Annotated in this window: 22 protein-coding genes; 18 read left to right on the top strand and 4 right to left on the bottom strand. The window is 41.3% G+C overall.

Features of this window, described 5'->3' with window-relative positions:
• Positions 1-47: 47 nt before the first annotated feature.
• Positions 48-587: a hypothetical protein gene (locus N7U62_RS09525; protein ID WP_264137733.1), complete on the bottom strand. Its 540-nt coding sequence runs from the start codon at positions 585-587 to the stop codon at positions 48-50.
• Between the two features lie 512 nt (positions 588-1,099).
• On the opposite strand from N7U62_RS09525, the gene N7U62_RS09520 reads away from it, so the two are divergent.
• From N7U62_RS09520 to folB, 10 genes are all read left to right on the top strand, one after another.
• Entirely contained in the window at positions 1,100-3,877 is a 2,778-nt protein-coding gene (locus N7U62_RS09520) for a bifunctional aconitate hydratase 2/2-methylisocitrate dehydratase (protein ID WP_264137732.1), read from the top strand.
• Between the two features lie 59 nt (positions 3,878-3,936).
• A complete protein-coding gene (locus N7U62_RS23230) occupies positions 3,937-4,233 on the top strand; it encodes a type II toxin-antitoxin system HicA family toxin (protein WP_404818017.1) in 297 nt (98 codons plus the stop codon).
• Positions 4,230-4,565 carry a type II toxin-antitoxin system HicB family antitoxin gene (locus N7U62_RS09515; protein ID WP_264137731.1) on the top strand — a complete coding sequence of 112 codons (336 nt, stop codon included), beginning with the start codon at positions 4,230-4,232 and terminating at the stop codon, positions 4,563-4,565. The genes N7U62_RS23230 and N7U62_RS09515 overlap by 4 nt, the downstream gene beginning before the upstream one ends.
• A complete protein-coding gene (locus tag N7U62_RS09510; protein ID WP_264137730.1) occupies positions 4,555-5,253 on the top strand; it encodes an ion transporter in 699 nt (232 codons plus the stop codon). Before N7U62_RS09515 ends, N7U62_RS09510 begins: the two co-directional genes overlap by 11 nt.
• Before the next feature lie 173 nt (positions 5,254-5,426).
• Entirely contained in the window at positions 5,427-7,694 is a 2,268-nt protein-coding gene (locus tag N7U62_RS09505) for an aconitate hydratase (protein WP_264137729.1), read from the top strand.
• A 140-nt stretch (positions 7,695-7,834) separates the two neighbouring features.
• A complete protein-coding gene (greA, locus tag N7U62_RS09500; RefSeq protein WP_404818016.1) occupies positions 7,835-8,305 on the top strand; it encodes a transcription elongation factor GreA in 471 nt (156 codons plus the stop codon).
• Between the two features lies 1 nt (position 8,306).
• The gene (locus N7U62_RS09495; RefSeq protein WP_264137728.1) at positions 8,307-8,705 is read left to right on the top strand and encodes an HIT family protein; all 399 of its coding nucleotides are present in this window, start codon (positions 8,307-8,309) and stop codon (positions 8,703-8,705) included.
• 1 nt (position 8,706) lies between these two features.
• Positions 8,707-9,630 (top strand): WD40 repeat domain-containing protein, encoded by a 924-nt coding sequence (locus tag N7U62_RS09490; RefSeq protein WP_264137727.1) that lies wholly within the window; start codon positions 8,707-8,709, stop codon positions 9,628-9,630.
• Positions 9,631-9,789: 159 nt separating this feature from the next.
• Entirely contained in the window at positions 9,790-10,632 is an 843-nt protein-coding gene (locus N7U62_RS09485; RefSeq protein WP_264137726.1) for a DivIVA domain-containing protein, read from the top strand.
• 6 nt (positions 10,633-10,638) lie between these two features.
• Complete coding sequence (gene folB, locus N7U62_RS09480; protein ID WP_264137725.1) at positions 10,639-10,998, top strand: dihydroneopterin aldolase; 360 nt, start codon at positions 10,639-10,641, stop codon at positions 10,996-10,998.
• A 3-nt stretch (positions 10,999-11,001) separates the two neighbouring features.
• Here the strand turns inward: folB and N7U62_RS09475 are convergent, their stop codons facing one another.
• Positions 11,002-11,298, bottom strand: a complete 297-nt coding sequence (locus N7U62_RS09475) for a HesB/IscA family protein (protein WP_264137724.1) — start codon at positions 11,296-11,298, stop codon at positions 11,002-11,004.
• A gap of 68 nt (positions 11,299-11,366) precedes the next feature.
• Here N7U62_RS09475 and N7U62_RS09470 point away from each other — a divergent pair, with 68 nt between their 5' ends.
• From N7U62_RS09470 to rny, 7 genes are all read left to right on the top strand, one after another.
• The gene (locus N7U62_RS09470) at positions 11,367-11,888 is read left to right on the top strand and encodes a DUF7935 family protein (protein WP_264137723.1); all 522 of its coding nucleotides are present in this window, start codon (positions 11,367-11,369) and stop codon (positions 11,886-11,888) included.
• A 10-nt stretch (positions 11,889-11,898) separates the two neighbouring features.
• Positions 11,899-12,312: a YkvA family protein gene (locus tag N7U62_RS09465; RefSeq protein WP_264137722.1), complete on the top strand. Its 414-nt coding sequence runs from the start codon at positions 11,899-11,901 to the stop codon at positions 12,310-12,312.
• Entirely contained in the window at positions 12,302-12,481 is a 180-nt protein-coding gene (locus tag N7U62_RS09460) for a hypothetical protein (RefSeq protein WP_264137721.1), read from the top strand. The genes N7U62_RS09465 and N7U62_RS09460 overlap by 11 nt, the downstream gene beginning before the upstream one ends.
• Before the next feature lie 74 nt (positions 12,482-12,555).
• Complete coding sequence (gene pheT / locus N7U62_RS09455; protein ID WP_264137720.1) at positions 12,556-14,970, top strand: phenylalanine--tRNA ligase subunit beta; 2,415 nt, start codon at positions 12,556-12,558, stop codon at positions 14,968-14,970.
• Positions 14,971-14,972: 2 nt separating this feature from the next.
• Positions 14,973-15,269: a coiled-coil domain-containing protein gene (locus N7U62_RS09450; protein WP_264137719.1), complete on the top strand. Its 297-nt coding sequence runs from the start codon at positions 14,973-14,975 to the stop codon at positions 15,267-15,269.
• Positions 15,270-15,277: 8 nt separating this feature from the next.
• Positions 15,278-15,562 (top strand): cell division protein ZapA, encoded by a 285-nt coding sequence (locus tag N7U62_RS09445; protein WP_264137718.1) that lies wholly within the window; start codon positions 15,278-15,280, stop codon positions 15,560-15,562.
• Between the two features lie 61 nt (positions 15,563-15,623).
• Positions 15,624-17,186: a ribonuclease Y gene (rny, locus tag N7U62_RS09440; protein WP_264137717.1), complete on the top strand. Its 1,563-nt coding sequence runs from the start codon at positions 15,624-15,626 to the stop codon at positions 17,184-17,186.
• Positions 17,187-17,241: 55 nt separating this feature from the next.
• Here rny and N7U62_RS09435 read toward each other — a convergent pair whose 3' ends face one another.
• Together N7U62_RS09435 and tyrS are read right to left on the bottom strand one after the other, a co-directional pair.
• Positions 17,242-19,326: a thioredoxin domain-containing protein gene (locus tag N7U62_RS09435; RefSeq protein ID WP_264137716.1), complete on the bottom strand. Its 2,085-nt coding sequence runs from the start codon at positions 19,324-19,326 to the stop codon at positions 17,242-17,244.
• Positions 19,327-19,366: 40 nt separating this feature from the next.
• Positions 19,367-20,653 carry a tyrosine--tRNA ligase gene (gene tyrS, locus N7U62_RS09430; protein WP_264137715.1) on the bottom strand — a complete coding sequence of 429 codons (1,287 nt, stop codon included), beginning with the start codon at positions 20,651-20,653 and terminating at the stop codon, positions 19,367-19,369.
• Between the two features lie 177 nt (positions 20,654-20,830).
• Here tyrS and N7U62_RS09425 point away from each other — a divergent pair, with 177 nt between their 5' ends.
• Complete coding sequence (locus N7U62_RS09425; protein ID WP_264137714.1) at positions 20,831-22,078, top strand: tetratricopeptide repeat protein; 1,248 nt, start codon at positions 20,831-20,833, stop codon at positions 22,076-22,078.
• Positions 22,079-22,127: the final 49 nt, after the last annotated feature.

Here is a 22,127-nt window from a genome sequence, read left to right as displayed (position 1 = left end):
GATTTTGAATTGAAGAAATAAAGAAAAAGGGGCACTCGCCCCTTTTTTTATTGTCCGAAAATCTTTGCGTCTACAAAAAATGTTGACTTAATATCAATTGTATGGTCTTGACTGATGGTTTTGTCTGTACTGCTTTTCATTCTTAGAGAGAATTGATCTTTAAGCAGGTAGTCTTTCACATTGACTCCAGTTACTTCCATGTCAATAGAGTTGCCAATATCGTCAGGGATAGATTCTATGTAAGCAATTTCTACTTCATCCAATCCGTCAGCAGAGATTAGTAGCAATGCTGATTCCAAAAAACTAAATTCTCCATCTTGTGGTGAAGTAATTGTCAGCGTCATCGATTCTAAGCTAATTTCCTCTATTAGATCTTTGCTGGTATTGTTGCCTGCAAAGGTGGATTCTGAATTGGAAGGGATACTAGGAGTCGATAGGTCTATAGGGATGCCTATCACCGTAGAGGACTCAATCGTTACCGACTCAGTGTAGTTCATTCTAAACTGTGTCAGCTTGTCTATGTCATCGCACGAAAAAGTAAAGATGGCTAAAATTCCGATTGCAAATTGCGTAATTGTTTTTCTCATAACTGTTGTTTTTTGTATTCAACGTCTGCTTGTTTGATCTATTATGTTACAATAGTTGTGCCGGGATGCCCTAAGGGTTTGAAGTGAAATTCTAAGTGATCTTTTTACTGAAATCAGGAAATCAGTGGAGTCAATCCGTGTACGAACACTCTGAGTTTAATAAGCCAAATGGTAATTATGCGGGCAGGTTATTTAGAATCTTTCTATTTTAATAAGGACCGTTTGATCTACGTAGTTATTTGTAGGTAATTGGGAGCAAAAACTTTGATATTTTTTTAATTTTGCGTCCCTTAATCAGCAATTGATAACCCAATTATTTTAGAGGTTAATATTTAACGTAAAGCAGTGCTTTATGGTGTTTGATCTGGATGTGTATTACCAGCGCTATTATAGCTTGGTGAATCATATCGGGATAACTGCCGAAGGCATTGAATCTATTTGGACAGTCAGAATTACGAATTGGGTAACTGAAACAGAATTCTGTCTTTAACATAGAGAAGAAAGACAAGTATATGAACACTTACAACGATTACATCAAGGAGATTGAAGAGCGTAAAGCTCAGGGTTTGCATCCTAAGCCAATCGATGGCGCTGAATTATTGAGCGAAATCATTGAGCAAATCAAAGATACAAGCCATACTCACAGAGAGGATTCTCTCAAATTCTTTATTTACAATACTTTGCCTGGTACAACCAGTGCAGCAGGTGTAAAAGCCAAATTTTTAAAGGAAATCATCCTTGGAGAATCAGTTGTAGAAGAAATCACTCCTGCTTTTGCATTTGAACTGCTGTCTCATATGAAGGGTGGACCTTCTATTGAAGTCCTGTTGGATTTGGCATTAGGAGAGGATGCCTCTATTGCTGCAGAAGCAGCTAAGGTGCTTAAGACTCAGGTATTCCTTTACGATGCGGATTACGATCGTTTGAAAGCAGCTTATGAGGGTGGAAATGCAATAGCCAAGGAGCTATTAGAGAGCTATGCGAAAGCTGAGTTCTTCACGAAGTTGCCTGAAGTAGAAGAAGAGATTAAGATAGTGACTTTCATCGCGGGTGAGGGGGATATTTCTACAGATTTGCTTTCTCCGGGTGCTGACGCACACTCAAGATCAGATCGCGAGCTACATGGTCAGTGTATCTTCGAGCACAACAAGAAGATGCAGGAAGATTTGGCTGCATTGAAAGAGCAGCACCCTGACAAACGTGTGATGCTGATCGCAGAGAAGGGTACTATGGGAGTAGGTTCTTCTAGGATGTCAGGTGTAAATAACGTAGCGCTGTGGACGGGTATTCAGGCCAGTCCATATGTTCCTTTTATCAATATCGCGCCAATTATTGCAGGTACTAATGGTATATCTCCGATTTTCCTAACAACTGTAGGTGTAACCGGAGGGATCGGGATTGATCTGAAAAACTGGGTGAAGAAAAAGGATGCAGATGGAAATGTGGTAGTGAACGAAGAAGGGGAGCCAGTATTAGAGCAGGCTTACTCTGTGGAAACTGGTACAGTTCTGACGATCAATACTAAAGAGAAAAAATTATACAAAGGAGATCAGGAATTGATCGATATCTCCGCTTCATTGACTCCTCAAAAAGTTGAATTTATCAAAGCTGGCGGTTCTTATGCCGTAGTATTTGGTAAGAAACTGCAAACATTCGCAGCTCAGACCTTAGGTGTTGAAGCTCCGGTAGTTTTTGCTCCTTCTAAAGAAGTGTCAATTGATGGTCAGGGCCTAACTGCAGTAGAGAAAATCTTCAACAAGAATGCAGTTGGAACTACTCCTGGTAAAACTTTGCACGCCGGCTCTGATGTCCGTGTAGAAGTAAATATAGTAGGCTCACAGGATACGACGGGTTTGATGACTTCTCAGGAATTGGAAGCCATGGCTGCTACTACGATTTCTCCAATCGTGGATGGTGCTTACCAATCAGGTTGTCACACGGCATCAGTTTGGGATAAGAAAGCGCAAGCCAACATTCCTAAGCTGATGAAGTTTATGAATGATTTCGGTTTGATTACTGCACGTGACCCTAAAGGGGAATACCATGCGATGACCGACGTGATTCACAAAGTGTTGAATGATATTACGATCGATGACTGGGCGATCATCATTGGTGGTGACTCTCACACGAGAATGTCGAAAGGGGTGGCTTTTGGAGCAGACTCAGGTACGGTTGCTTTGGCACTGGCTACTGGTGAGGCTTCTATGCCGATTCCAGAATCTGTGAAAGTGACCTTCAAAGGAGAAATGAAGAGCTACATGGACTTCCGTGATGTAGTGCATGCTACGCAACAGCAAATGCTGAAGCAGTTTGGAGGTGAAAACGTATTCCAGGGAAGAGTGATCGAGGTGCACATTGGTACTTTGACTGCTGACCAGGCTTTTACCTTTACTGATTGGACTGCCGAGATGAAAGCGAAAGCGTCTATTTGTATCTCTGAGGACGAAACCTTAATCGAATCATTGGAGATTGCCAAAGGCAGAATCCAGATCATGATCGACAAGGGGATGGACAATGAGCAAAAGGTGCTTCAGGGCTTGATTGATAAGGCGAATAAGAGAATCGATGAGATCAGGTCTGGTGAAAAGCCAGCTTTGACTCCAGATGCTAGTGCTAAATATTATGCGGAGGTTGAAGTAGATCTAGATCAGATTGCAGAGCCGATGATTGCCGATCCGGATGTTAACAACGACGATGTTTCTAAGCGCTATACACACGATACGATTAGACCTCTTTCTTACTATGGAGGAACTAAGAAAGTAGACCTTGGATTTATCGGGTCTTGCATGGTTCACAAAGGTGATATGAAGATTTTGGCTCAAATGCTGAAAAATATCGAATCACAAAATGGAAAGGTTGAATTCAATGCTCCATTGGTGGTTGCTCCTCCGACTTACAACATCGTGGATGAACTAAAGGCAGAAGGCGATTGGGAAGTGCTGCAGAAGTACTCAGGTTTCGAGTTCGATGACGATGCGCCTAAGGGTGCGGCTCGTACCAAGTATGAGAACATTCTGTATCTAGAGCGCCCAGGTTGCAACCTTTGTATGGGTAACCAGGAGAAAGCTGAGCCAGGAGATACTGTGATGGCAACATCTACACGTTTGTTCCAGGGAAGAGTAGTAAAGGATTCTGATGAGAAAAAAGGAGAGTCATTGCTTTCTTCTACTCCAGTAGTTGTGCTTTCAACTGTATTAGGTAGAACGCCAAACCTCAATGAATATGAGGCGGCTGTTCAAGGAATTGATTTGACTAAGTTCAAGCCTTCTGGAAAAACGTTGGTTAAGTAAGCCATAAAATACTTTTAATATAGAAAGAGACTGCTCGATGGGGCAGTCTCTTTTTTTTGATGTTGTATTGCAACTATTTGTTAGTTGCATTGTATATTAGTGTATTGATGAGCAGGAAAGATAAATTATTAGATCGTCTAAAGAGAAAAGATAAGTCTTTTTCCTGGTCAGATTTGGTCACGCTTTTGAGCGGATTTGGTTATGAAGTTTTTAGGGGAAGTGGCTCGCGGAGAAAGTTTGTAAATCCAACTTCCAAAAGTATAATAAGCTTGCATGAACCGCATCCTCAGAAAACCTTGAAACCATATATGATGAAAATAGTTTTAGAGCATTTGAGAGAAAATAAGTTGATATGAAACCATTGCAGTATAGAGATTACTTGGGGTCCATAGATGTTGATCAAGAGAGTGGCGTTTTTTTTGGTAAAGTATTGTTTATCAATGATACAGTTACTTTTGAGGGAGCGAGCTATGCCGAGTTGGTTCAGGCATTTGAGGATTCAGTTGAAGATTATTTAGAAACTTGTAAATTGATTGGCAAAGAACCGGACAAAAGATTTACTGGTTCTTTGAATGTGAGGATAAAACCTCAGGTTCACCGAAATTTAGCACTAAAGGCGGCCAATAAAGGTGTTAGTATTAATTCTTTGATTGCGGATAGTTTGGAGGAGAAGTTTAATGTCTCCTAATACTCGTGAAAAAAGCGCCCTTATGATTGAAAGAATTAAAAGTGCATTAGACAAAATAGTGCCAATACTGATAGTTGTTTCAATCATCGACTTTTCGCTGAGTACATTGCCGGATTTGAATGAGGATATAAGAAACTCAATCAATCTCATCGAACAATTTATCGTTATTGTATTTTCGATAGAATACATTTTCAATCTAATGTATAGAGGACGGATTAAGTATGCCTTTTCTTTTTATGGGGTAATTGACTTGTTGGCCATTTTGCCATATTATCTAGCTCTAGGATTAGATCTGAGATCCATTAGGCTACTTCGTTTTTTTCGGGTTTTTAGACTTTTGAAGCTAACCAAATATACCAAAGCACTGAAAAGGTTGGCTATGGCTTTTGATTCATCCAAGGAAGAACTAATAATATTTTCAATTTCCACCTTAGTGTTGTTGTATCTGGCTGGTGTAGGGATCTATTATTTTGAAAATCCAGTTCAGCCTGAAATTTTTTCGTCAGTATTTGATGGGCTATGGTGGGCAGTGGCAACCCTTACTACCGTTGGGTATGGAGATGCATACCCAGTGACTGCTGGGGGGAAGTTTTTTACTTTTATAATCTTAATGTTAGGCCTTGGTATAGTTGCTGTGCCGACAGGGATTGTTTCTTCATCTCTTTCAAGTATAAAAAAGAAAGATTAGAGAATCTTTTAAACATGGTTAAGGACCTAAGGGACCTGATGTTTTCGTGCATTAAATAGATTATGGCTAACAGCTTATAGTATCTTTCAATACTAATTACCGAACAGCATTCATAAAATCTCGTTAATTACTTAAATTGGAATACAATTCATAAAGCAATAAAAAAACATTCTATGGCATTTGATATCGATATGATAAAAAAGGTCTATTCTCAAATGGGGGATAGAATCAACAAAGCGAAAGAACTGACAGGGAAACCATTGACGCTGTCTGAAAAAATACTTTACTCTCACCTATATGATGGGGATCCGAAGGAGGTCTACAAGAGGGGGGAGTCGTATGTTGATTTTGCGCCGGATAGAATTGCTTGTCAGGACGCTACCGCACAGATGGCCTTGCTGCAGTTTATGCAAGCAGGAAAGCCTCAAGTGGCCGTTCCGACTACTGTGCATTGTGATCACTTGATTCAGGCTAAGATAGGTGCTGCGGCAGATTTACAAAGTGCATTGAACACCTCTAATGAAGTATTTAACTTTCTGGATTCAGTTTCAAACAAATACGGTATTGGCTTCTGGAAACCGGGTGCAGGTATCATTCACCAGGTGGTATTGGAAAACTATGCGTTCCCTGGCGGTTTGATGATTGGTACTGATTCACACACTGTAAATGCAGGTGGACTAGGAATGGTCGCCGTAGGTGTAGGAGGTGCAGATGCCGTAGATGTGATGGCAGGTATGGCCTGGGAATTGAAATTCCCGAAGCTCATCGGTGTTAAATTGACTGGCGAAATGAATGGTTGGACTTCAGCCAAAGATGTGATTTTGAAAGTAGCAGGTATCCTGACTGTAAAAGGTGGTACTGGTGCCATTGTAGAGTATTTTGGCGAAGGAGCTAAGAGTCTGTCTTGTACTGGTAAAGGCACAATCTGTAATATGGGTGCTGAGATCGGTGCTACTACTTCGACCTTTGGATATGACGAGTCTATGGAAAGATATCTGAGAGCCACGGGCAGAGCAGAAGTTGCTGACATGGCCAACGGAATCAAAGAACATTTGACTGGAGATGATGAAGTATATGCCAATCCAGAGCAATACTTTGATCAAGTAATAGAGATTGATTTGTCCACTTTGTCTCCGCATGTCAATGGACCGTTTACGCCAGATTTGGCTACTCCAATTGCCGAAATGGGTGAGAAAGCCAAAGCCAATGATTGGCCAACTAAAATTGAATGGGGACTGATCGGTTCGTGTACCAACTCTTCGTATGAGGATATGTCCAGAGCGGTGTCTATTGTAGAGCAGGCGGTCGAAAAAGGAATTAAACCGAAAGCAGAATTTGGTATCAATCCAGGTTCTGAGCAAGTGAGATATACCATTGAGAGAGATGGAATCATCGATACTTTTGAAAAGTTGGGAACCCGAGTGTTTACCAATGCTTGTGGGCCTTGTATTGGTCAGTGGGACAGAGCAGGTGCAGAGAAAAAAGAGAAAAATACCATTGTTCACTCTTTCAATAGAAATTTTGCCAAAAGAGCGGACGGTAATCCAAATACTCATGCTTTTGTGACTTCACCGGAAATGGTGGCTGCCTTGGCGATTGCTGGAGATTTGAGTTTCAATCCGATCACTGATACACTGACAAGTGAGTCAGGTGAGCAGGTGAAACTGGATCCTCCGAAAGGACAGGAACTTCCAAGCAAGGGATTTGATGTGGAAGATCCAGGCTATAAAGCGCCCGCTGCAGATGGTTCGAGTGTAGATGTAGTAGTAGATCCAGAATCTAAAAGACTTCAATTGTTAGAACCTTTTGATCCGTGGGATGGGAAAAATATCACAGGAGCCAAATTGCTGATTAAAGCTCTTGGAAAGTGTACCACAGACCATATCTCTATGGCAGGGCCATGGTTGAGATTTAGAGGTCATTTGGACAATATTTCTAACAATACTTTGACAGGAGCAGTCAATGCCTTTAATGGGGAGACTGACAAGGTTAAAAATCAATTGGATGGTTCATTTGGTGCGGTTCCTGATGTACAGAGAGCGTACAAGGCAGCCGGTATACCTACTTTGGTAGTCGGTGATCACAACTATGGTGAAGGGTCGTCTAGAGAGCATGCAGCGATGCAGCCAAGGCATTTGGGAGTGAAGGCAGTATTGGTTAAGTCCTTTGCTCGTATCCATGAGACCAACCTGAAGAAGCAAGGTATGTTGGCTTTAACTTTTGCAGATGAATCTGATTATGACAAAATTCAAGAGGATGATACTTTTGACTTTCTGGATTTGACAGATTTTGCACCTGGTAAGCCTTTGACTATCGTGGCTAAGCATGCGGACGGTAGTGAAGATACCATCGTGACGAACCATACTTACAATGCTGGGCAAGTGAATTGGTTCAAAGCAGGTTCAGCTCTTAATTTGATCAAAGAACAAAACAAAGCGTAAGGGAATCTCTGCCGACCAATTGATGGATAGATTTGATTGGTGGCTGAATTTTTCCTATCATTGTAAATCATATAAGAAGAAAAAGCAAGAAACGGTTTCAGCAATGAGACCGTTCTTTTTTGTTTATAAACGACAATATAATGGCAGTATCATATTATACAGAAGAAGGGCTACAGAAGCTAAAAGATGAGTTGCGAGAGTTGCAAACTAAGGGTAGAGCAGATATCGCAAAGCAAATAGCAGAAGCCAGAGATAAAGGTGATTTGAGTGAGAATGCTGAATATGATGCAGCAAAGGATGCTCAAGGTCTTTTAGAATTGAAAATTGCTAAACTAGAGAAGGTAGTTGGTGATGCTCGAGTGATGGATGCTTCACAGATTGACTTGTCTAAGGTGTCCGTACTATCTACAGTTAAGATCAAAAATGTCAAAAATGGCATGGAAATGAAGTACACTTTAGTAGCTGAATCTGAGGCAGATTTGAAAGCGGGTAAAGTTTCTGTAGAATCACCAATTGGAAAAGGGCTTTTGGGTCACAAGATAGGTGAAATTGCTACTGTAGAAGCACCTGCAGGCAAAATTGACTTTGAGATCATGGATATCTCGATGTAAGATGGCTAGTATCTTCACTAAGATTATCAATAGAGAAATCCCTGCACATATTGTAGCAGAGACGGACGAATTCATCGCTTTTTTGGATATCAACCCATTGTCTGAAGGACATTGTTTGGCTGTGCCTAAGCAAGAGGTGGATTATATATACGATTTGGATGATGAGACTTTGATAGGTCTTCACCTATTTGCTAAGAAAGTGGCTTTGGGTTTAAAAAAAGCTGTGCCATGTGAGCGCATTGGTGTTACGGTAATCGGGTTAGAAGTGCCACATGCACATGTTCACTTGATCCCTATCAAAGTGATGGATGATATGAATTTTGCACGTCCAAAATTGTGTTTGAGTCAGGAAGAATTGTCCACTTTAGCTTCTAAGATTAAGCAGGAAGTCGAGCTATAATATGTGCGCACTCCCTAAAGTCAACATCAAGAAAGTTCATAGCTACACGGGTCATCAAGACGCTGTATACACGCTTGAATCTGGTTCGAGTCCGCAGTATTTCTTTTCAGCCGGAGGAGATGGGCAAGTCATCCTGTGGGATCTGGAAAATTTTGAAAATGGGAGACTGATTGCAAAGGTCTCCTCTTCTATTTACTCCCTTTGCTATATCCCTGAGATAGACGTTTTGATCGTGGGACAGAATTATGAGGGGCTGCATCTGATCAAGATAGAGGAGAAGAGTGCAGCAGGATCGCTGCAGCTCGGGAAGTTGGCTATATTTGACATCAAAGTACATCAAGGGCTCGTTCTCGTGGCATGTGCCAGTGGAGAGTTCTTTATTATTGACTTAAAAACGCTTAATATCCTGAAGCGATCTGTGATTTCTGACCAGAACTTGAGGAGAATCGAAATATTAAGAGATAATACCTGTGTGATAGCTGCCAGTGATGGTCAGTTGATTCGTGTGGATCTTAAGAGCTTCAACATAGTAGATCAGACCATGGCACATGACAATTCGGTGTTTGGTTTGGCTTACCATTCTGATCAGGAGGTCCTGCTAACGGGTAGCCGTGATGCAAGACTCAAATACTGGGATGTCAAGGATGGGGAAGAACTGATCGAAAGCATCAATGCTCATATGTATGCCATCAATGATATCGATTTTCACCCGAGTGAGAAGTACTTTGCGACTGCTAGCATGGATAAAACAGTCAAAGTATGGGAGTACGAAGAGCGACGATTGATCAAGGTAATAGACAAAGCCCGACATCAGGGGCATTTAACGTCTGTTAATCGTCTGATATGGACAGAACACCATGATTATCTCATATCTTGCAGTGATGATCGGTCTATATCGGTCTGGGACATAGATATTGTAAAATAATGCGTATTATTGCATTATTAAGCCGCCCTTAGATATATAAACTACCAGTTTTTACGTACTTAATATGTAATTTTAATTAATTGGAGATCAGTAAAATGATGGTTTTCGTTAATTATGCCCCCTTGTAGCAGGTTTGGGGGATGGTTAAAAGTTTAAAATATGAAAATTACTCCTCTAGAAATTAGGCAAAAGACTTTCGAAAAAGCTTTTCGCGGCATCAACAAAGAAGAAGTCAATGCTTTTTTGATATCCTTATCGCATGAATGGGAGCGAATGCTCGACGAAAACAAAGACTTAAAGTCGGATGTTAGTAAGTTGGAGCAGGAAGTTCAAAAACTTCGTGAGGTGGAAACTACGCTCTTCAAAACTTTGAAAACGGCTGAAGATACGGGAGCTAATGTGATAGATCAGGCTAATCGTACTGCTGAGCTGCACCTCAAAGAAACACAAATCAACGCGGATGCTTTGATCAACGAAGCGAAGAACAGAGCTCGTGCCATTATTGATCGTGCAGAGGATCAAGCCAAAGAGATCATCGAAGGTATGGCTGGTGAGGTCAAAGAACTAGAAGAGAACTATCGCATCATCGAGAATCAAAGAGATAATGTGGTTTCGCAGCTCAAGATACTTTCTGGCGATGTGATGAGTAAGGTGGAGAAGATCAAGTATCAAGAATCTGGTCTCGAAACTCACCTGAAAAAAGTGAAGCAAATGCTGCGCGAAAGTAGCGAAAGGGTAGAGAGTAAGGCAGAAGAATTCAATTTGGAAGCTGAAGAGTTTCAAAAGCCAGAACCTGTTAAAATCCCGAAAGCCAAATTAGAAACACCACAAAGAGGAGAGGGGTTCGAGTATTCTGAAGATGATCAGATGCAAGTCAAGAAAAACTACATTTCTGAAAAGAACCCTATTACAAGAGAAGAATTGGCCAAACCAAAGCCCAAGGCTCCAGAAAAAAAGAACACAAACAAAGACCTATCTTTTTTTGATCAACTAGAGGATTAAGCAAACATGTTAGTAAAGCTGGAGGGGTTAGATTTCTTTTCTCACCATGGTTATTATGAGCAGGAGAGAGAAATCGGGAATAAATACACTGTTGATGTAGAGGTAGAGCTGGCAGATCCGGTGGAGTTAGATGACGGAGATTTAGCGGCTACAGTTAACTATGAGATCATTTATAGTTTAGTGGAAAACATCATGAAGGTGCCTACCAAGCTATTGGAGACCTTGTCCATGAGTATCAATCAAAAGATTGCTTCTAGATTTCCGAAAATTTATTCTGTCAAAACTACTGTAAGCAAACACAACCCGCCGATCAAAGGAGTTTGTCACAAGGCTTCTGTGACTTTGAAATTGGATAATCGTTCCTAAAGTTTATTCTGATTTGTTGAAGCTGAAGCCTCTTGCTTCTGCATCTTCAATAAAATCCACTTCCAACCCCACGAGGTACATGACATGTTTCTTGTCAATGACAATCGGTACGCTGTCTTGAGAATAGGAGATGTCGGCATCATTTTTTTTGTCAAAACCGATGACATAGCCCATGGCGCCACAACCTCCGCCTTTGATACCTATTCGTAGAGAATAGTCCTCAGGAATCCCTTTGTTGTTCATGATGTTTTTGACTTCTGCCAAAGCTTTGGTGGTGATAATGACTGGTTCTAAATCCATAAATCGAATGATGCTATCGCTTGCGCAAAATTACTTAATTTTGAATGACACGATAAAGAAAACTTAATTTGGAAGCACTGATAGAATTCGGAAAAATTATCCTGCCAGCAGGAGCGGTTTTATATGCCATGTATTTAATGGTTAGACTTTTCATACGAAAAGAATATGATAGTCGACTCATAGATATTAAACTGAAAAATACGGATGTGGTTTTACCGATTCGTCTACAGGCTTACGAAAGGATTTGTTTGTTTCTTGAGCGAATCGCACCTAAAAACCTGGTTGTCAGATTGAATCAGGGGGAATTGACTGCAGTGGAGTTTCATCAAGTATTGCTGCATGAGGTGCGCGAAGAATTCAATCATAACTTGTCGCAGCAGGTGTATATGAGTATCCAGGCATGGGAGGTAGTCAACTCTGCCATGGAAGAAATCGTAATGATAATCAATGAGGCTGCAGGAAGCCTGGAAGAATCGGCCAAGGGAATTGATCTGGCTAGAAGAATCTTCGAACGAGTGATGGATAGAGAGTACCTGCAAATTGATCATGCCTTGATGTATATCAAGGAAGAAATCCAACAGAACTTTTAGCCCCAATCTTATGAACAAGGAAAAAGTATTCAAAAAGTATAAGGAAAAAGCCAAAGATATTTTGAGTGACAATGAACGATTCTCTCGTTTAATGGACACTACCAGCAATAAACTTCAGGGCATTGTCAATAACAATGATAAGCTCAAGGAGCTGGTAGATAAGTTGTCTGTGTTTTTGAGAATGGTCAAGGCACAATTCACCGGTCAGTATAGGGAGTTGCCATGGCGCACATTATTGCTTGTGGCTGGAGGGATGCTTTATTTTGTCACGCCTCTGGATTTGATTCCTGATTTTCTGCCTGCTCTTGGCTTTACCGATGATTTGGCGATTATTTTTTGGATTTATAACAGTATACAGGAAGACATTGAAAGATTTCAATCCTGGGAAAATACTTTGGAATTAGAGGTAGAAGATGAATCCTAGATTATTGCAAAGAATAGGAGTCGTTGGTGGATTCCTTTTGATTTTCCTGGCAACAAGTGAGTTTTTGAGATCTTATAGATTGGGAGAACCCAAATGGATGTATTTGGTGATGATCTTTGGAATGGCCATTGTTTTAACTTCCACTCTTTTCCGAAAAAGAAGAAAGTAATTCTCCTTCTCAGACTGCCTTATTTTCTTAATTTTACGGCTTGTTTTATCCGCAGCTAAAAAGCTTATTTATACATGAAGATTTCACTGAATTGGTTAAAGGATTACATTGATCTAAATGAAAGCATCGATGAGATATCACAGACACTGACCAACACCGGTTTAGAAGTAGAAGGAGTAGAGGAAGTAGAAGAAATCAAAGGAAGTCTCGAAGGGCTTGTGATTGGTGAAGTCAAAACTTGTGGTAAGCATCCGGGTGCTGATAAGCTAAGTTTGACCACTGTGGATATTGGAGAGGCAGAACTGTCACCTATCGTATGTGGTGCACCCAATGTGGCTGCTGGGCAGAAGGTAGTCGTAGCAACAGTTGGCGCGACATTGTATCCTTCCGAAGGCGAACCGTTCAAAATCAAGAAAGCGAAAATCAGAGGAGAGGTTTCTCTAGGGATGATTTGTGCTGAGGATGAGATTGGATTGGGAGCCTCCCATGCTGGTATCATGATATTGGATACAGATTTGCCAAATGGTACACCAGCTGCTGATTATTTTAAGCCAACTAAGGATACTGTTTTCGAGATAGGGCTAACTCCTAATCGTGCTGATGCGGCATCTCACTTTGGTGTGGCTCGTGATTTGAAAGCAGCATTCGAGAGAGATACGAAATTTCCAGACCTTAGTGCTTTCCAAATAGACAACAATTCGCGACCTGTAGAGGTTGTGGTAGAAAATACGGAGGCATGCCCCAGGTATTCGGGCTTGACGATCTCCAATGTGAAAGTAGAGGAGTCGCCTAAATGGTTGAAAGCAAAACTGAATAGTATCGGATTGGCACCTATCAACAATGTGGTAGATGTCACTAACTACGTGCTTCACTCTTTGGGACAGCCGATGCATGCTTTTGATTTGAATGAAATCAAAGGAGATAAAGTGGTAGTGAAAACCTTAGAAGAAGGGAGTCTATTCACCACCTTGGATGAGAAAGAAAGAAAACTGTCCTCAAAAGATCTGATGATCTGCAATGCTGAGGAAGGCATGTGTATCGCCGGAGTATTTGGTGGTGTACATTCGGGAGTAAAGGAAAGTACCACCGATGTGTTTTTGGAATCAGCCTACTTTTCTTCTGACTTTGTAAGGAATACGGCTACTCGCCATGCATTGAAAACTGATGCTTCTTTTAGATACGAAAGGGGAACTGACCCAAGAATGACTGTAGATGCCTTGAAATGGGCCGCACTGTTGATCAAAGAAGTTGCCGGAGGTGAGATCACTTCCGAGATTGTTGATATTTACCCATCTGAGATAGAAGATGTATCTATTCAGATGTCATATAAGAATATCAATAGATTGATAGGAGAGGCTCTGCCTATAGAAAAGATCCATGGTATTTTAAATGCTCTGGATATTCAAGTGTCAGAGCCGACAGAGGAAGGCTTTAAAGTCTCTGTGCCACCTTATAGATTTGATGTGACTCGTGAGGCAGATGTGATCGAAGAGATTTTGAGAATCTATGGGTATAACAATATTGCGCTGAGCGAATACTCAAGTGCTGAGTTTTTGGCTAATTTCACAACTCCTGACAAGGATAAAATTCAAGAGAAAACTTCTTTGTTTTTGTCTGCATTAGGGATGAATGAAATCATGAGCAACTCGTTGACCAATCCTGAATACCTAAGTAAAGCGGGATACTGGAAGGCGGATGAAAATGTTCAGATCCTAAATAAGTTAAGCGAGGAATTAGGAGTGATGCGTCAGACCATCATTTTTTCTGGCTTAGAGGCACTTAAGTATAACATAAACAGGAAGCAGCCCAATCTTAAATTCTTCGAATTTGGAAGAGTGTACAAAAAGGAGGGCGACAAGTATTCGGAGCAGCAACAGCTTTGCTTGTTTATGACCGGGAATCGATCTGATGAAAGCTGGTATTTGGAACAAAAACCTATCGATTTTCATGACCTTTCAGCGGTGGTTCACAAAATATTAGATAAATTTAGTGTGGCGGATATGGATTCTGTCCCGACTCAAAGTGAGGTCTTTGAATATGGATTAGATATATCTGTCAATGGAGTATTGTTGGCCTCTTTTGGTAAGTTGAAAAAGAAAGTGACCAAAGTAATCGGAGTAAATCAGGATGTCTTCTTTGCAGAATTGAATTGGCCAAAATTGCTGAAGAAGTATGGAAAGATTCCGATGTATAAGGCAGTTTCTAAATTTCCAGAAGTGCGAAGAGATTTGTCTCTCGTACTGGACAAGAAAGTACAGTTTAGCGAAATCATGGATATTGCTAAATCTGAAAGTAAAAAACTAGTCAAACGAATAAATGTATTCAGCGTTTATGAGGGAGACAGCATTGGCGAAGGGAAAAAATCCTATGCATTGAGTTTTATTCTTCAGGATGAGAATAAAACCTTGAATGACAAGGTGATTGATAAAACGATGAGTGCCCTGATGTCAAGCTTTGAAAATAATTTGAACGCTATAATTAGAAAATAAAAATGGCCGAAAATCGCTTGCGAACCGAGCTGAATCATCTGGAAAGAAAACTGGTTTTGTTGTTGAATGACTACAAAAAAAAGGAATCTGAAATAGAGGTTTTGAGAGCGGAGAATGATCGGTTGAGGGCCAAAATAGAGGATAAAGACCAGCAGTTGGCTGGTTTTCAAAATCAAGATAAAATTAGTAAACTTGTGAACGGCATGGTGGTGGACGATAATGACACAGAAGCGTTGTGCAACTTGCTGAGTGAATATATAAATGAAGTTGATAAGTGCATAGCTCACTTGAGCGAATAGAAGTCTGAATGACAGAATTATCAATAAAAATAAGGATTGGAAACAGAGAGTACCCAATGAAGGTCGCACCTGAAGAGGAGGCGAACGTACGTGCGGCGGGTAAAAAAATAAATGAAAAGCTAAGGTTCTATCAGGATCAGTTTCAGATCGATGATAAACAGGATCTCTTGGCGATGGTGGCTATGGACAGTTTTATTCAACTGCTACAGAGCTCCGAAAACCGACAAATGACGGACGAAATCGCCATGGAACATATAAGCAAACTCAATCAGCTCATCTCTGAAGCCCTCTAAATATATTTACTCAACATAGTGTCTTTACGATCATCTCCATGATTAACTATATATATACATCATGGATAGTACAATTATTATTGTTGTAGGACTGATTGGACTCATTATTGGGTTTGGAATCAGTCGATTTTTGGCCAAAAGAGCTGAGGCTAAAAGGATAAATGAAGCCAATGACAAAGCAGAAATTATCATCAAAGAAGCGACAATTACTGCAGAGAATGTCAAGAAGGAAAAGGAGATAGAGGCGAAAGAGCACTTTCTGAAACTGAAGTCAGAATTCGAAGAAGAAAGTAATCGCAAGAAGAACCAAATCATCTCTAACGAGAATAAGTTAAAGCAAAGAGAGGGAAACCTGTCCAAGCAGATAGAACAAAACAAAAGAGCCGAAGCTGAGCTGGAAAGTCAGAAGGAAAATCTGGAGGCTCAGATGGAAATTGTCAAACGAAGAAAAGAGGAACTTGACAAGCGTAAGGAAGAACAAACCGTAGCGCTAGAGAAGATTTCTAATCTATCTGCTTCTGAAGCAATCGAACAGCTGAAGGAAACCTTAAAGGATGAGGCTCGAACCAAAGCTTCTTCTCACATCAAGGATATCATAGAAGAGGCAAAATTGACTGCTACCAAGGAGGCCAAAAAGATTGTGATCCAAACAATCCAACGTACGGCTACCGAGCATGCTATAGAGAACTGTGTGTCGATCTTTAATATCGAAAGTGATGATATCAAAGGTAAGATCATCGGTAGAGAAGGAAGAAACATTCGCGCACTGGAGGCTGCCACAGGAGTGGAGATCATCGTGGATGATACACCAGAGGCCATCATTATTTCTGGTTTCGATCCAGTGAGAAGAGAAGTGGCAAGATTGTCCCTTCATAGATTGGTGACCGATGGTAGGATACACCCGGCACGCATTGAGGAGATCGTGTCCAAGACGACTAAGAATATAGAGGAAGAGATCGTGGAGATCGGTGAGAGAACTGTGATCGATCTAGGGATTCATGGTCTGCACCCTGAATTAATCAAGATGGTAGGGCGTATGCGTTTCCGTTCGTCTTATGGTCAGAACTTGCTACAGCACTCTAGGGAAGTAGCGAAGCTTTGTGCTACGCTGGCATCAGAGTTGGGATTAAACGCGAAATTAGCGAAGCGCGCAGGATTGCTTCATGATATTGGAAAGGTATGGCCTGAGGAACCAGAGCAGCCACACGCGATTCTGGGTATGGAGCTGGCTAAGAAATACAAGGAGAATAAAGAAGTATGTAACGCTATCGGTGCTCACCATGATGAGATAGAAATGACTTCCTTGATATCTCCGATTGTTCAGACCTGTGATGCGATCTCAGGTTCTAGACCAGGTGCCCGTCGTGAAGTGATGGAATCTTATATCAAGAGATTGAAAGATTTGGAAGCTTTGGCCTTGAGTTTTGAGGGTGTGCACAAGTGCTACGCGATTCAGGCTGGTAGAGAGCTAAGGGTACTCGTAGATGCGGATAACGTATCGGATAAGAGAGCTGGAGAGTTGTCTTTTGATATCTCTTCTAAAATCGAAAATGATATGCAATATCCCGGGCAAATCAAGGTGACGGTGATTCGTGAAATGAGATCTGTGAGCTACGCCAAGTAAGGGAACTAAAAAAGGATATGTAAAGCCCTTCTCACATTAGTGGGAAGGGCTTTTTTTATTTCTTGATCTGTTTCAAAGCCTGTGAAACCTCTTGGGCTGGAAGCTGGCAGGACTTGTTCTGGCAAACGTAGATGAAGGTGTTGCCTTCCGAATATTTGCCTTCTAACAAGGCCAGAGAACCTTCGTTTTCCCCTCCTAAAAGGATCTTGTTTGGGATGTAATGGCTTGATAATTCTGCCGCCTTTTCAAGCGCCTCTGAGCCAACTATCGCTACTTCAAAGTGCTTTTCTCCTAACAAGGAATAAAGCCGTGCCCAGTTGCTGTAATAGAAAGGGTAGGCGCTGAAGTTGGGCTGACTGCTGGCAATCATGTGCTGTGCTCGCTCGATATCTTCTTCCTGATAGAAGTATTGTCCCAGTTTGATCAGTGCTTCTGCCATGGCAGAGTTAGAGGCAGGGATCACATTGTCTGACAATTCCATTTTTCTGGCAATCAATTCCTTGTCAGTATCAGAAGTGTAGAAGTACATTTTTGATTCTACGTCCAGAAAATGCGCATCGGCAAACTCCTTAAGGCTTTTGGCTTGCAGCAGCCATTTTTCGTCGAAGGTGGCTTCATACAGTTTGATGAAGGCCAAAATGCTAAATGCATAATCATCCAAAAATCCATGGATGTTGGATTGACCTGCTTTGTGATTTCTGAAGATCTGATTCTGGTTGAAGATTTGATTGTGCAATAAGAAATTGCCAGTCTCTATCGCCTGATTGAGATAACTGCTGTCTTGTAGAGCGAAATAGGCATCGATCAGCCCAGTGATCATCAGAGCGTTCCAGGAGCTAAGAATTTTGTCGTCCAGACCGGGTCTTACCCTTTGTGCTCTCAGTTTGAATAGCTTTTCTTTGGCTTCATTAATCTTATTTTGGGCTTCTTCCGGGCTAAGGCTAAATTCTTCTGCTAAGGTTGAAACAGGTGCTTTTCGCTCCAGGATGTTTTTGCTTTCGAAGTTTCCCTCAGCACTGATGCCATAATGACTTTTGAAAAGCTCTGCTTCCGAACCAAGCGCAGAATCGATCTCCTCTTCCGACCAAACATAAAATTTGCCTTCCTCTCCTTCACTGTCTGCGTCGAGTGATGAGTAGTACCCATCCGATGCATCTTTCAATTCTCGATTGCAAAAATCAATGGTTTCGATAATGGTCTGCTTGTATTTGTCTCGTTTGAAATGCTGGTATGCTTTGCTATAAAGGCTGATGAGTTGAGCATTATCGTAGAGCATTTTCTCGAAATGCGGGACAGTCCATGTGGAGTCTACCGAATAGCGTGCAAATCCCCCACCCAGGTGATCGTAAATACCTCCATCAGCCATACGGTCTAGAGTAGTCATCAGTGCCTGATTGACAGAAGAATCCTCTCGATAATAACTTTCTGATAGGAGGTATTCATATACGGTAGGCATGGGAAACTTGGGTGCTCCTTTTTTACCACCAAAGATCTCGTCGATATTGCTGACTAGCCTGGAGGCGATTTCTACAGCTGTGTCGGCGCTATAGGTTTTTGCTGTCTGATCCAAATCAGGCAGCATGTTTTGAGAGATGCCTTCTGTTACTTTTTCGGCGTGCTGTCTTAGTTTTTCTGGTTCTTTCTGATAGATATCCGCAAAATGATCTAATACTTTTTCCCAATTGTCTCGAGGGAAATAGGTACCTGCAAATACAGGTCGGCCATCAGGTAGGGCGATCACGTTGAGGGGCCAGCCTCCCTGACCTGTCATCAGCTGGGCGGCTTCCATATAGATCTGATCGATGTCTGGCCTCTCTTCTCTATCTACTTTAATTGAAACGTAGTTGGCGTTCATTTTAGCTGCGATGGTGCTGTCCTCAAAGGACTCATGTTCCATCACATGGCACCAGTGGCAGGCAGCATAGCCAATACTGATGATGAGCAATTTATCCTCTTCGCTTGCCGAGCTCAGAGCTTCGTCACCCCATGGATTCCAGTTGACCGGGTTGTGGGCGTGTTGTAGAAGATAGGGGCTGGTTTCATTGATCAATGCATTGCTATGTTCGTGTTCTTGTCCCATGTTAGTGCATGAATAGATGGAAAGCAGGGAGAGAATCCCTGCCCAAATAATTTTTTTCATAATCAATGATTTTTGCCTCCCAATAGGCCTCAATTTACCATCATTCGACGATAATCAGGAAGTAATTCTTTTTGCCTTTCTGAGCAAGCAAATATTTGTCACTCAGCAGACTGAATTCTACCGTTTGGTTTGGATCGCTCAATTTTGATTTATTGATGCTAACGCCACCTCCTTTAATCATTCGTCTGGCTTCTCCTTTGGATGGAAAAACAATGCCATTGCTACCCTCAGACAATAAATCTGTCACGTTTTCCATGGCCTCATACTCAGCTTTGCTAATGGTAGTTTGAGGTACTCCTTCGAATACTGATAAGAAAGTGTTTTCATCCAAAGATGCCAAATCTTCGGCAGTTGATTTACCGAAAAGAATGCCCGAAGCTTTGACAGCCATTTCGTAATCCTCCTTAGAGTGTACGCGAATGGTGATGTCTTCTCCCAGCGCTTTTTGAAGTTTTCTTTCATGAGGCGCTTCTTTGTGCTCTGCGATCAATTGGTCAATTTCTTCTTTGCTGAAGAGTGTGAAAATCTTGATATAGTTCTCTGCATCTTCATCCGATGAGTTCAGCCAGTATTGGTAGAATTTGTACGGTGAAGTTCGATCTTTGTCCAACCATACGCTACCTCCAGCAGTTTTGCCAAACTTGGTACCGTCTGCTTTTTTGATCAACGGAGTGGTGATTGCCCAGGCTTCTCCTTGTGCTTTTCTTCTGATTAGCTCAGTACCCGTTACGATGTTGCCCCACTGATCCGAACCACCTAACTGTACTTTACAGTTTTTGTTTTGGTTGAGCCAGTAGAAGTCATAGCCCTGCACCAATTGGTAACTGAATTCGGTAAAGGACATACCTGTTTCCAATCTTGATTTTACAGAATCCTTGGCCATCATGTAGTTGACGGAAATATGTTTTCCTACGTCTCTGATGAACTCTAAAAATCCAAATTCTTTGAACCAGTCGTAATTGTTGACCATTTCAGCTGAATTCTCCCCACAATCAAAATCCAGAAAGTTCTCCAATTGACCTTTCACAGCGTTTAGGTTGTGGTTCAGGGTTTCCTCATCGAGCAGGTTTCTTTCGGCAGATTTACCCGAAGGATCGCCTACCATGCCGGTGGCACCACCCACTAGCGCCAATGGCTTGTGACCTGTTCTTTGTAGATGAACCAGCGTCATGATTTGTACAAGGTGACCGATGTGTAGTGAGTCTGCTGTAGGGTCGAATCCGATATAAGCAGTCACCACTTCTTTGTTCATTAACTCTTGTACTCCAGGCATCATGTCGTGAATCATGCCCCTCCATTTCATTTCTTCTACAAAGTCTTTTGTCATTATTCCAATAATATTCTGTACCTAATCTTGAGATTTTGAGGGGGCAAAGATAGAAGTAAAAAATATGATAGGATAGTGAATTTTAATTAAGCCCAAAAAATATATCTTTATAGGAGATTTGCACCTTGGAGTCACCAAAATGCATGAATCCCCAGCTATGAGACTAACAATGAACTTATGTATAGGACTATTTTTTCTATTTGTTTACTCGTCTCTCATTTCCGCCTATTAGCGCAGAATCCTGCTGACTATGATAGCAAGAGTGAAATGCTAGAGGCAGCTTCTGCTTATTACGAAAAAGGCAATGATGCCGTGACCAATACCCAATATGAATTAGGGGTGATTTATTACGATAGTGCGATCAATTTGGTGAGTGACAATGCGGATTATTACATCTCGCGTGGACAGGCCAAAGAATTGGAAGGAGATGCGGTAGGTGCCTTGATAGATTACGAATATGCTTACAATGTGGATCAATCGAACCATGCTTCTATTTTCAAAAGAGCCTTGATTTATTACAATCAGGAGCAATATAAGAAAGCCGCCCAAGACTTTACTTTCCTAATCAACAATACTGAGACATACGAAACGAAGGCATTAATTTTTAAGGGAGTTTCTTACAATGAGGATGGTGCGGCTAAGCTTTCAGGGATTACAACCATACATGAGATGAAGGCTGATGTCTATATCCATCGAGGTATGACTTATGAAAAACTCGGCTATAATACGCCGGCCATGCTGGATTATGATAAGGCAATAGATTTGAATCCATATGACCCCAATTACTATGTATATAGAGGCATGTTCAGACTGGATAGAGGGGATAAGGATGGAGCTGTGCTGGACTATAGAAAGGCTCTAAAGATTAACCCTCACCATAGAAATGCACTATATAACTTGAGCTTTTTGGTTGATGAGGAGGAAAGAGATCAGATCAATCAAATCTTATTTGGTCAGGGGGATTTCGCCAAAGCCTATTCTAAACGAGCATTTGAGAACTTTCAAAAAGGCGCCTATGAAGAGGCTCTTTTGGATTACGATTCTGCACTCATGATCAAAGCTGACAATGGCAGTGATCTGATGAATCGTGGGATTGTTAAGTCAAAAATGGAAAACTATAAGTCTGCGATCGATGATTTTAATAGCTCGATCTATGTCGACAATACTTTGCTAAGAAACTATGTGTTGATTGGCAATGCATATCAGGAACTGGGTGATTATGGATATGCTATTAAATACTACAACCGCTACATAGACAATGCGGGTCCTGACGGTTCTGTATACTACAACCTTGGGTTGGCCCTGATGAAATACAATGATGATGAAGAAGCATGCCTTACCTTCAGAAAAGCCATTGAATATGGAGAGGAGCGAGCAGAAAAACCCATGGATAAAGTTTGTTTCAGCTCCGAGTCAGTTAAATAGTTTTGGGTTGTTTAAGTATTAATTTATCTTTTATATTCGCCTATCTTAT

This window comes from Reichenbachiella ulvae, assembly GCF_025833875.1.
GTDB classification, from domain to species: domain Bacteria; phylum Bacteroidota; class Bacteroidia; order Cytophagales; family Cyclobacteriaceae; genus Reichenbachiella; species Reichenbachiella ulvae.
Note: the sequence above shows the minus strand (reverse complement) of the source record. Positions and strands in the feature narration are given on the sequence as shown.

What these genes read in the sequence shown, in the direction of transcription:
- N7U62_RS09525 (WP_264137733.1), bottom strand. Translation starts at nt 587, where the DNA reads ATGAGAAAAACAATTACGCAATTTGCAATCGGAATTTTAGCCATCTTT.
- N7U62_RS09520 (WP_264137732.1), top strand. Translation starts at nt 1,100, where the DNA reads ATGAACACTTACAACGATTACATCAAGGAGATTGAAGAGCGTAAAGCT.
- N7U62_RS23230 (WP_404818017.1), top strand. Translation starts at nt 3,937, where the DNA reads ATGTTGTATTGCAACTATTTGTTAGTTGCATTGTATATTAGTGTATTG.
- N7U62_RS09515 (WP_264137731.1), top strand. Translation starts at nt 4,230, where the DNA reads ATGAAACCATTGCAGTATAGAGATTACTTGGGGTCCATAGATGTTGAT.
- N7U62_RS09510 (WP_264137730.1), top strand. Translation starts at nt 4,555, where the DNA reads ATGTCTCCTAATACTCGTGAAAAAAGCGCCCTTATGATTGAAAGAATT.
- N7U62_RS09505 (WP_264137729.1), top strand. Translation starts at nt 5,427, where the DNA reads ATGGCATTTGATATCGATATGATAAAAAAGGTCTATTCTCAAATGGGG.
- greA (WP_404818016.1), top strand. Translation starts at nt 7,835, where the DNA reads ATGGCAGTATCATATTATACAGAAGAAGGGCTACAGAAGCTAAAAGAT.
- N7U62_RS09495 (WP_264137728.1), top strand. Translation starts at nt 8,307, where the DNA reads ATGGCTAGTATCTTCACTAAGATTATCAATAGAGAAATCCCTGCACAT.
- N7U62_RS09490 (WP_264137727.1), top strand. Translation starts at nt 8,707, where the DNA reads ATGTGCGCACTCCCTAAAGTCAACATCAAGAAAGTTCATAGCTACACG.
- N7U62_RS09485 (WP_264137726.1), top strand. Translation starts at nt 9,790, where the DNA reads ATGAAAATTACTCCTCTAGAAATTAGGCAAAAGACTTTCGAAAAAGCT.
- folB (WP_264137725.1), top strand. Translation starts at nt 10,639, where the DNA reads ATGTTAGTAAAGCTGGAGGGGTTAGATTTCTTTTCTCACCATGGTTAT.
- N7U62_RS09475 (WP_264137724.1), bottom strand. Translation starts at nt 11,298, where the DNA reads ATGGATTTAGAACCAGTCATTATCACCACCAAAGCTTTGGCAGAAGTC.
- N7U62_RS09465 (WP_264137722.1), top strand. Translation starts at nt 11,899, where the DNA reads ATGAACAAGGAAAAAGTATTCAAAAAGTATAAGGAAAAAGCCAAAGAT.
- N7U62_RS09460 (WP_264137721.1), top strand. Translation starts at nt 12,302, where the DNA reads ATGAATCCTAGATTATTGCAAAGAATAGGAGTCGTTGGTGGATTCCTT.
- pheT (WP_264137720.1), top strand. Translation starts at nt 12,556, where the DNA reads ATGAAGATTTCACTGAATTGGTTAAAGGATTACATTGATCTAAATGAA.
- N7U62_RS09450 (WP_264137719.1), top strand. Translation starts at nt 14,973, where the DNA reads ATGGCCGAAAATCGCTTGCGAACCGAGCTGAATCATCTGGAAAGAAAA.
- N7U62_RS09445 (WP_264137718.1), top strand. Translation starts at nt 15,278, where the DNA reads ATGACAGAATTATCAATAAAAATAAGGATTGGAAACAGAGAGTACCCA.
- rny (WP_264137717.1), top strand. Translation starts at nt 15,624, where the DNA reads ATGGATAGTACAATTATTATTGTTGTAGGACTGATTGGACTCATTATT.
- N7U62_RS09435 (WP_264137716.1), bottom strand. Translation starts at nt 19,326, where the DNA reads ATGAAAAAAATTATTTGGGCAGGGATTCTCTCCCTGCTTTCCATCTAT.
- tyrS (WP_264137715.1), bottom strand. Translation starts at nt 20,653, where the DNA reads ATGACAAAAGACTTTGTAGAAGAAATGAAATGGAGGGGCATGATTCAC.
- N7U62_RS09425 (WP_264137714.1), top strand. Translation starts at nt 20,831, where the DNA reads ATGTATAGGACTATTTTTTCTATTTGTTTACTCGTCTCTCATTTCCGC.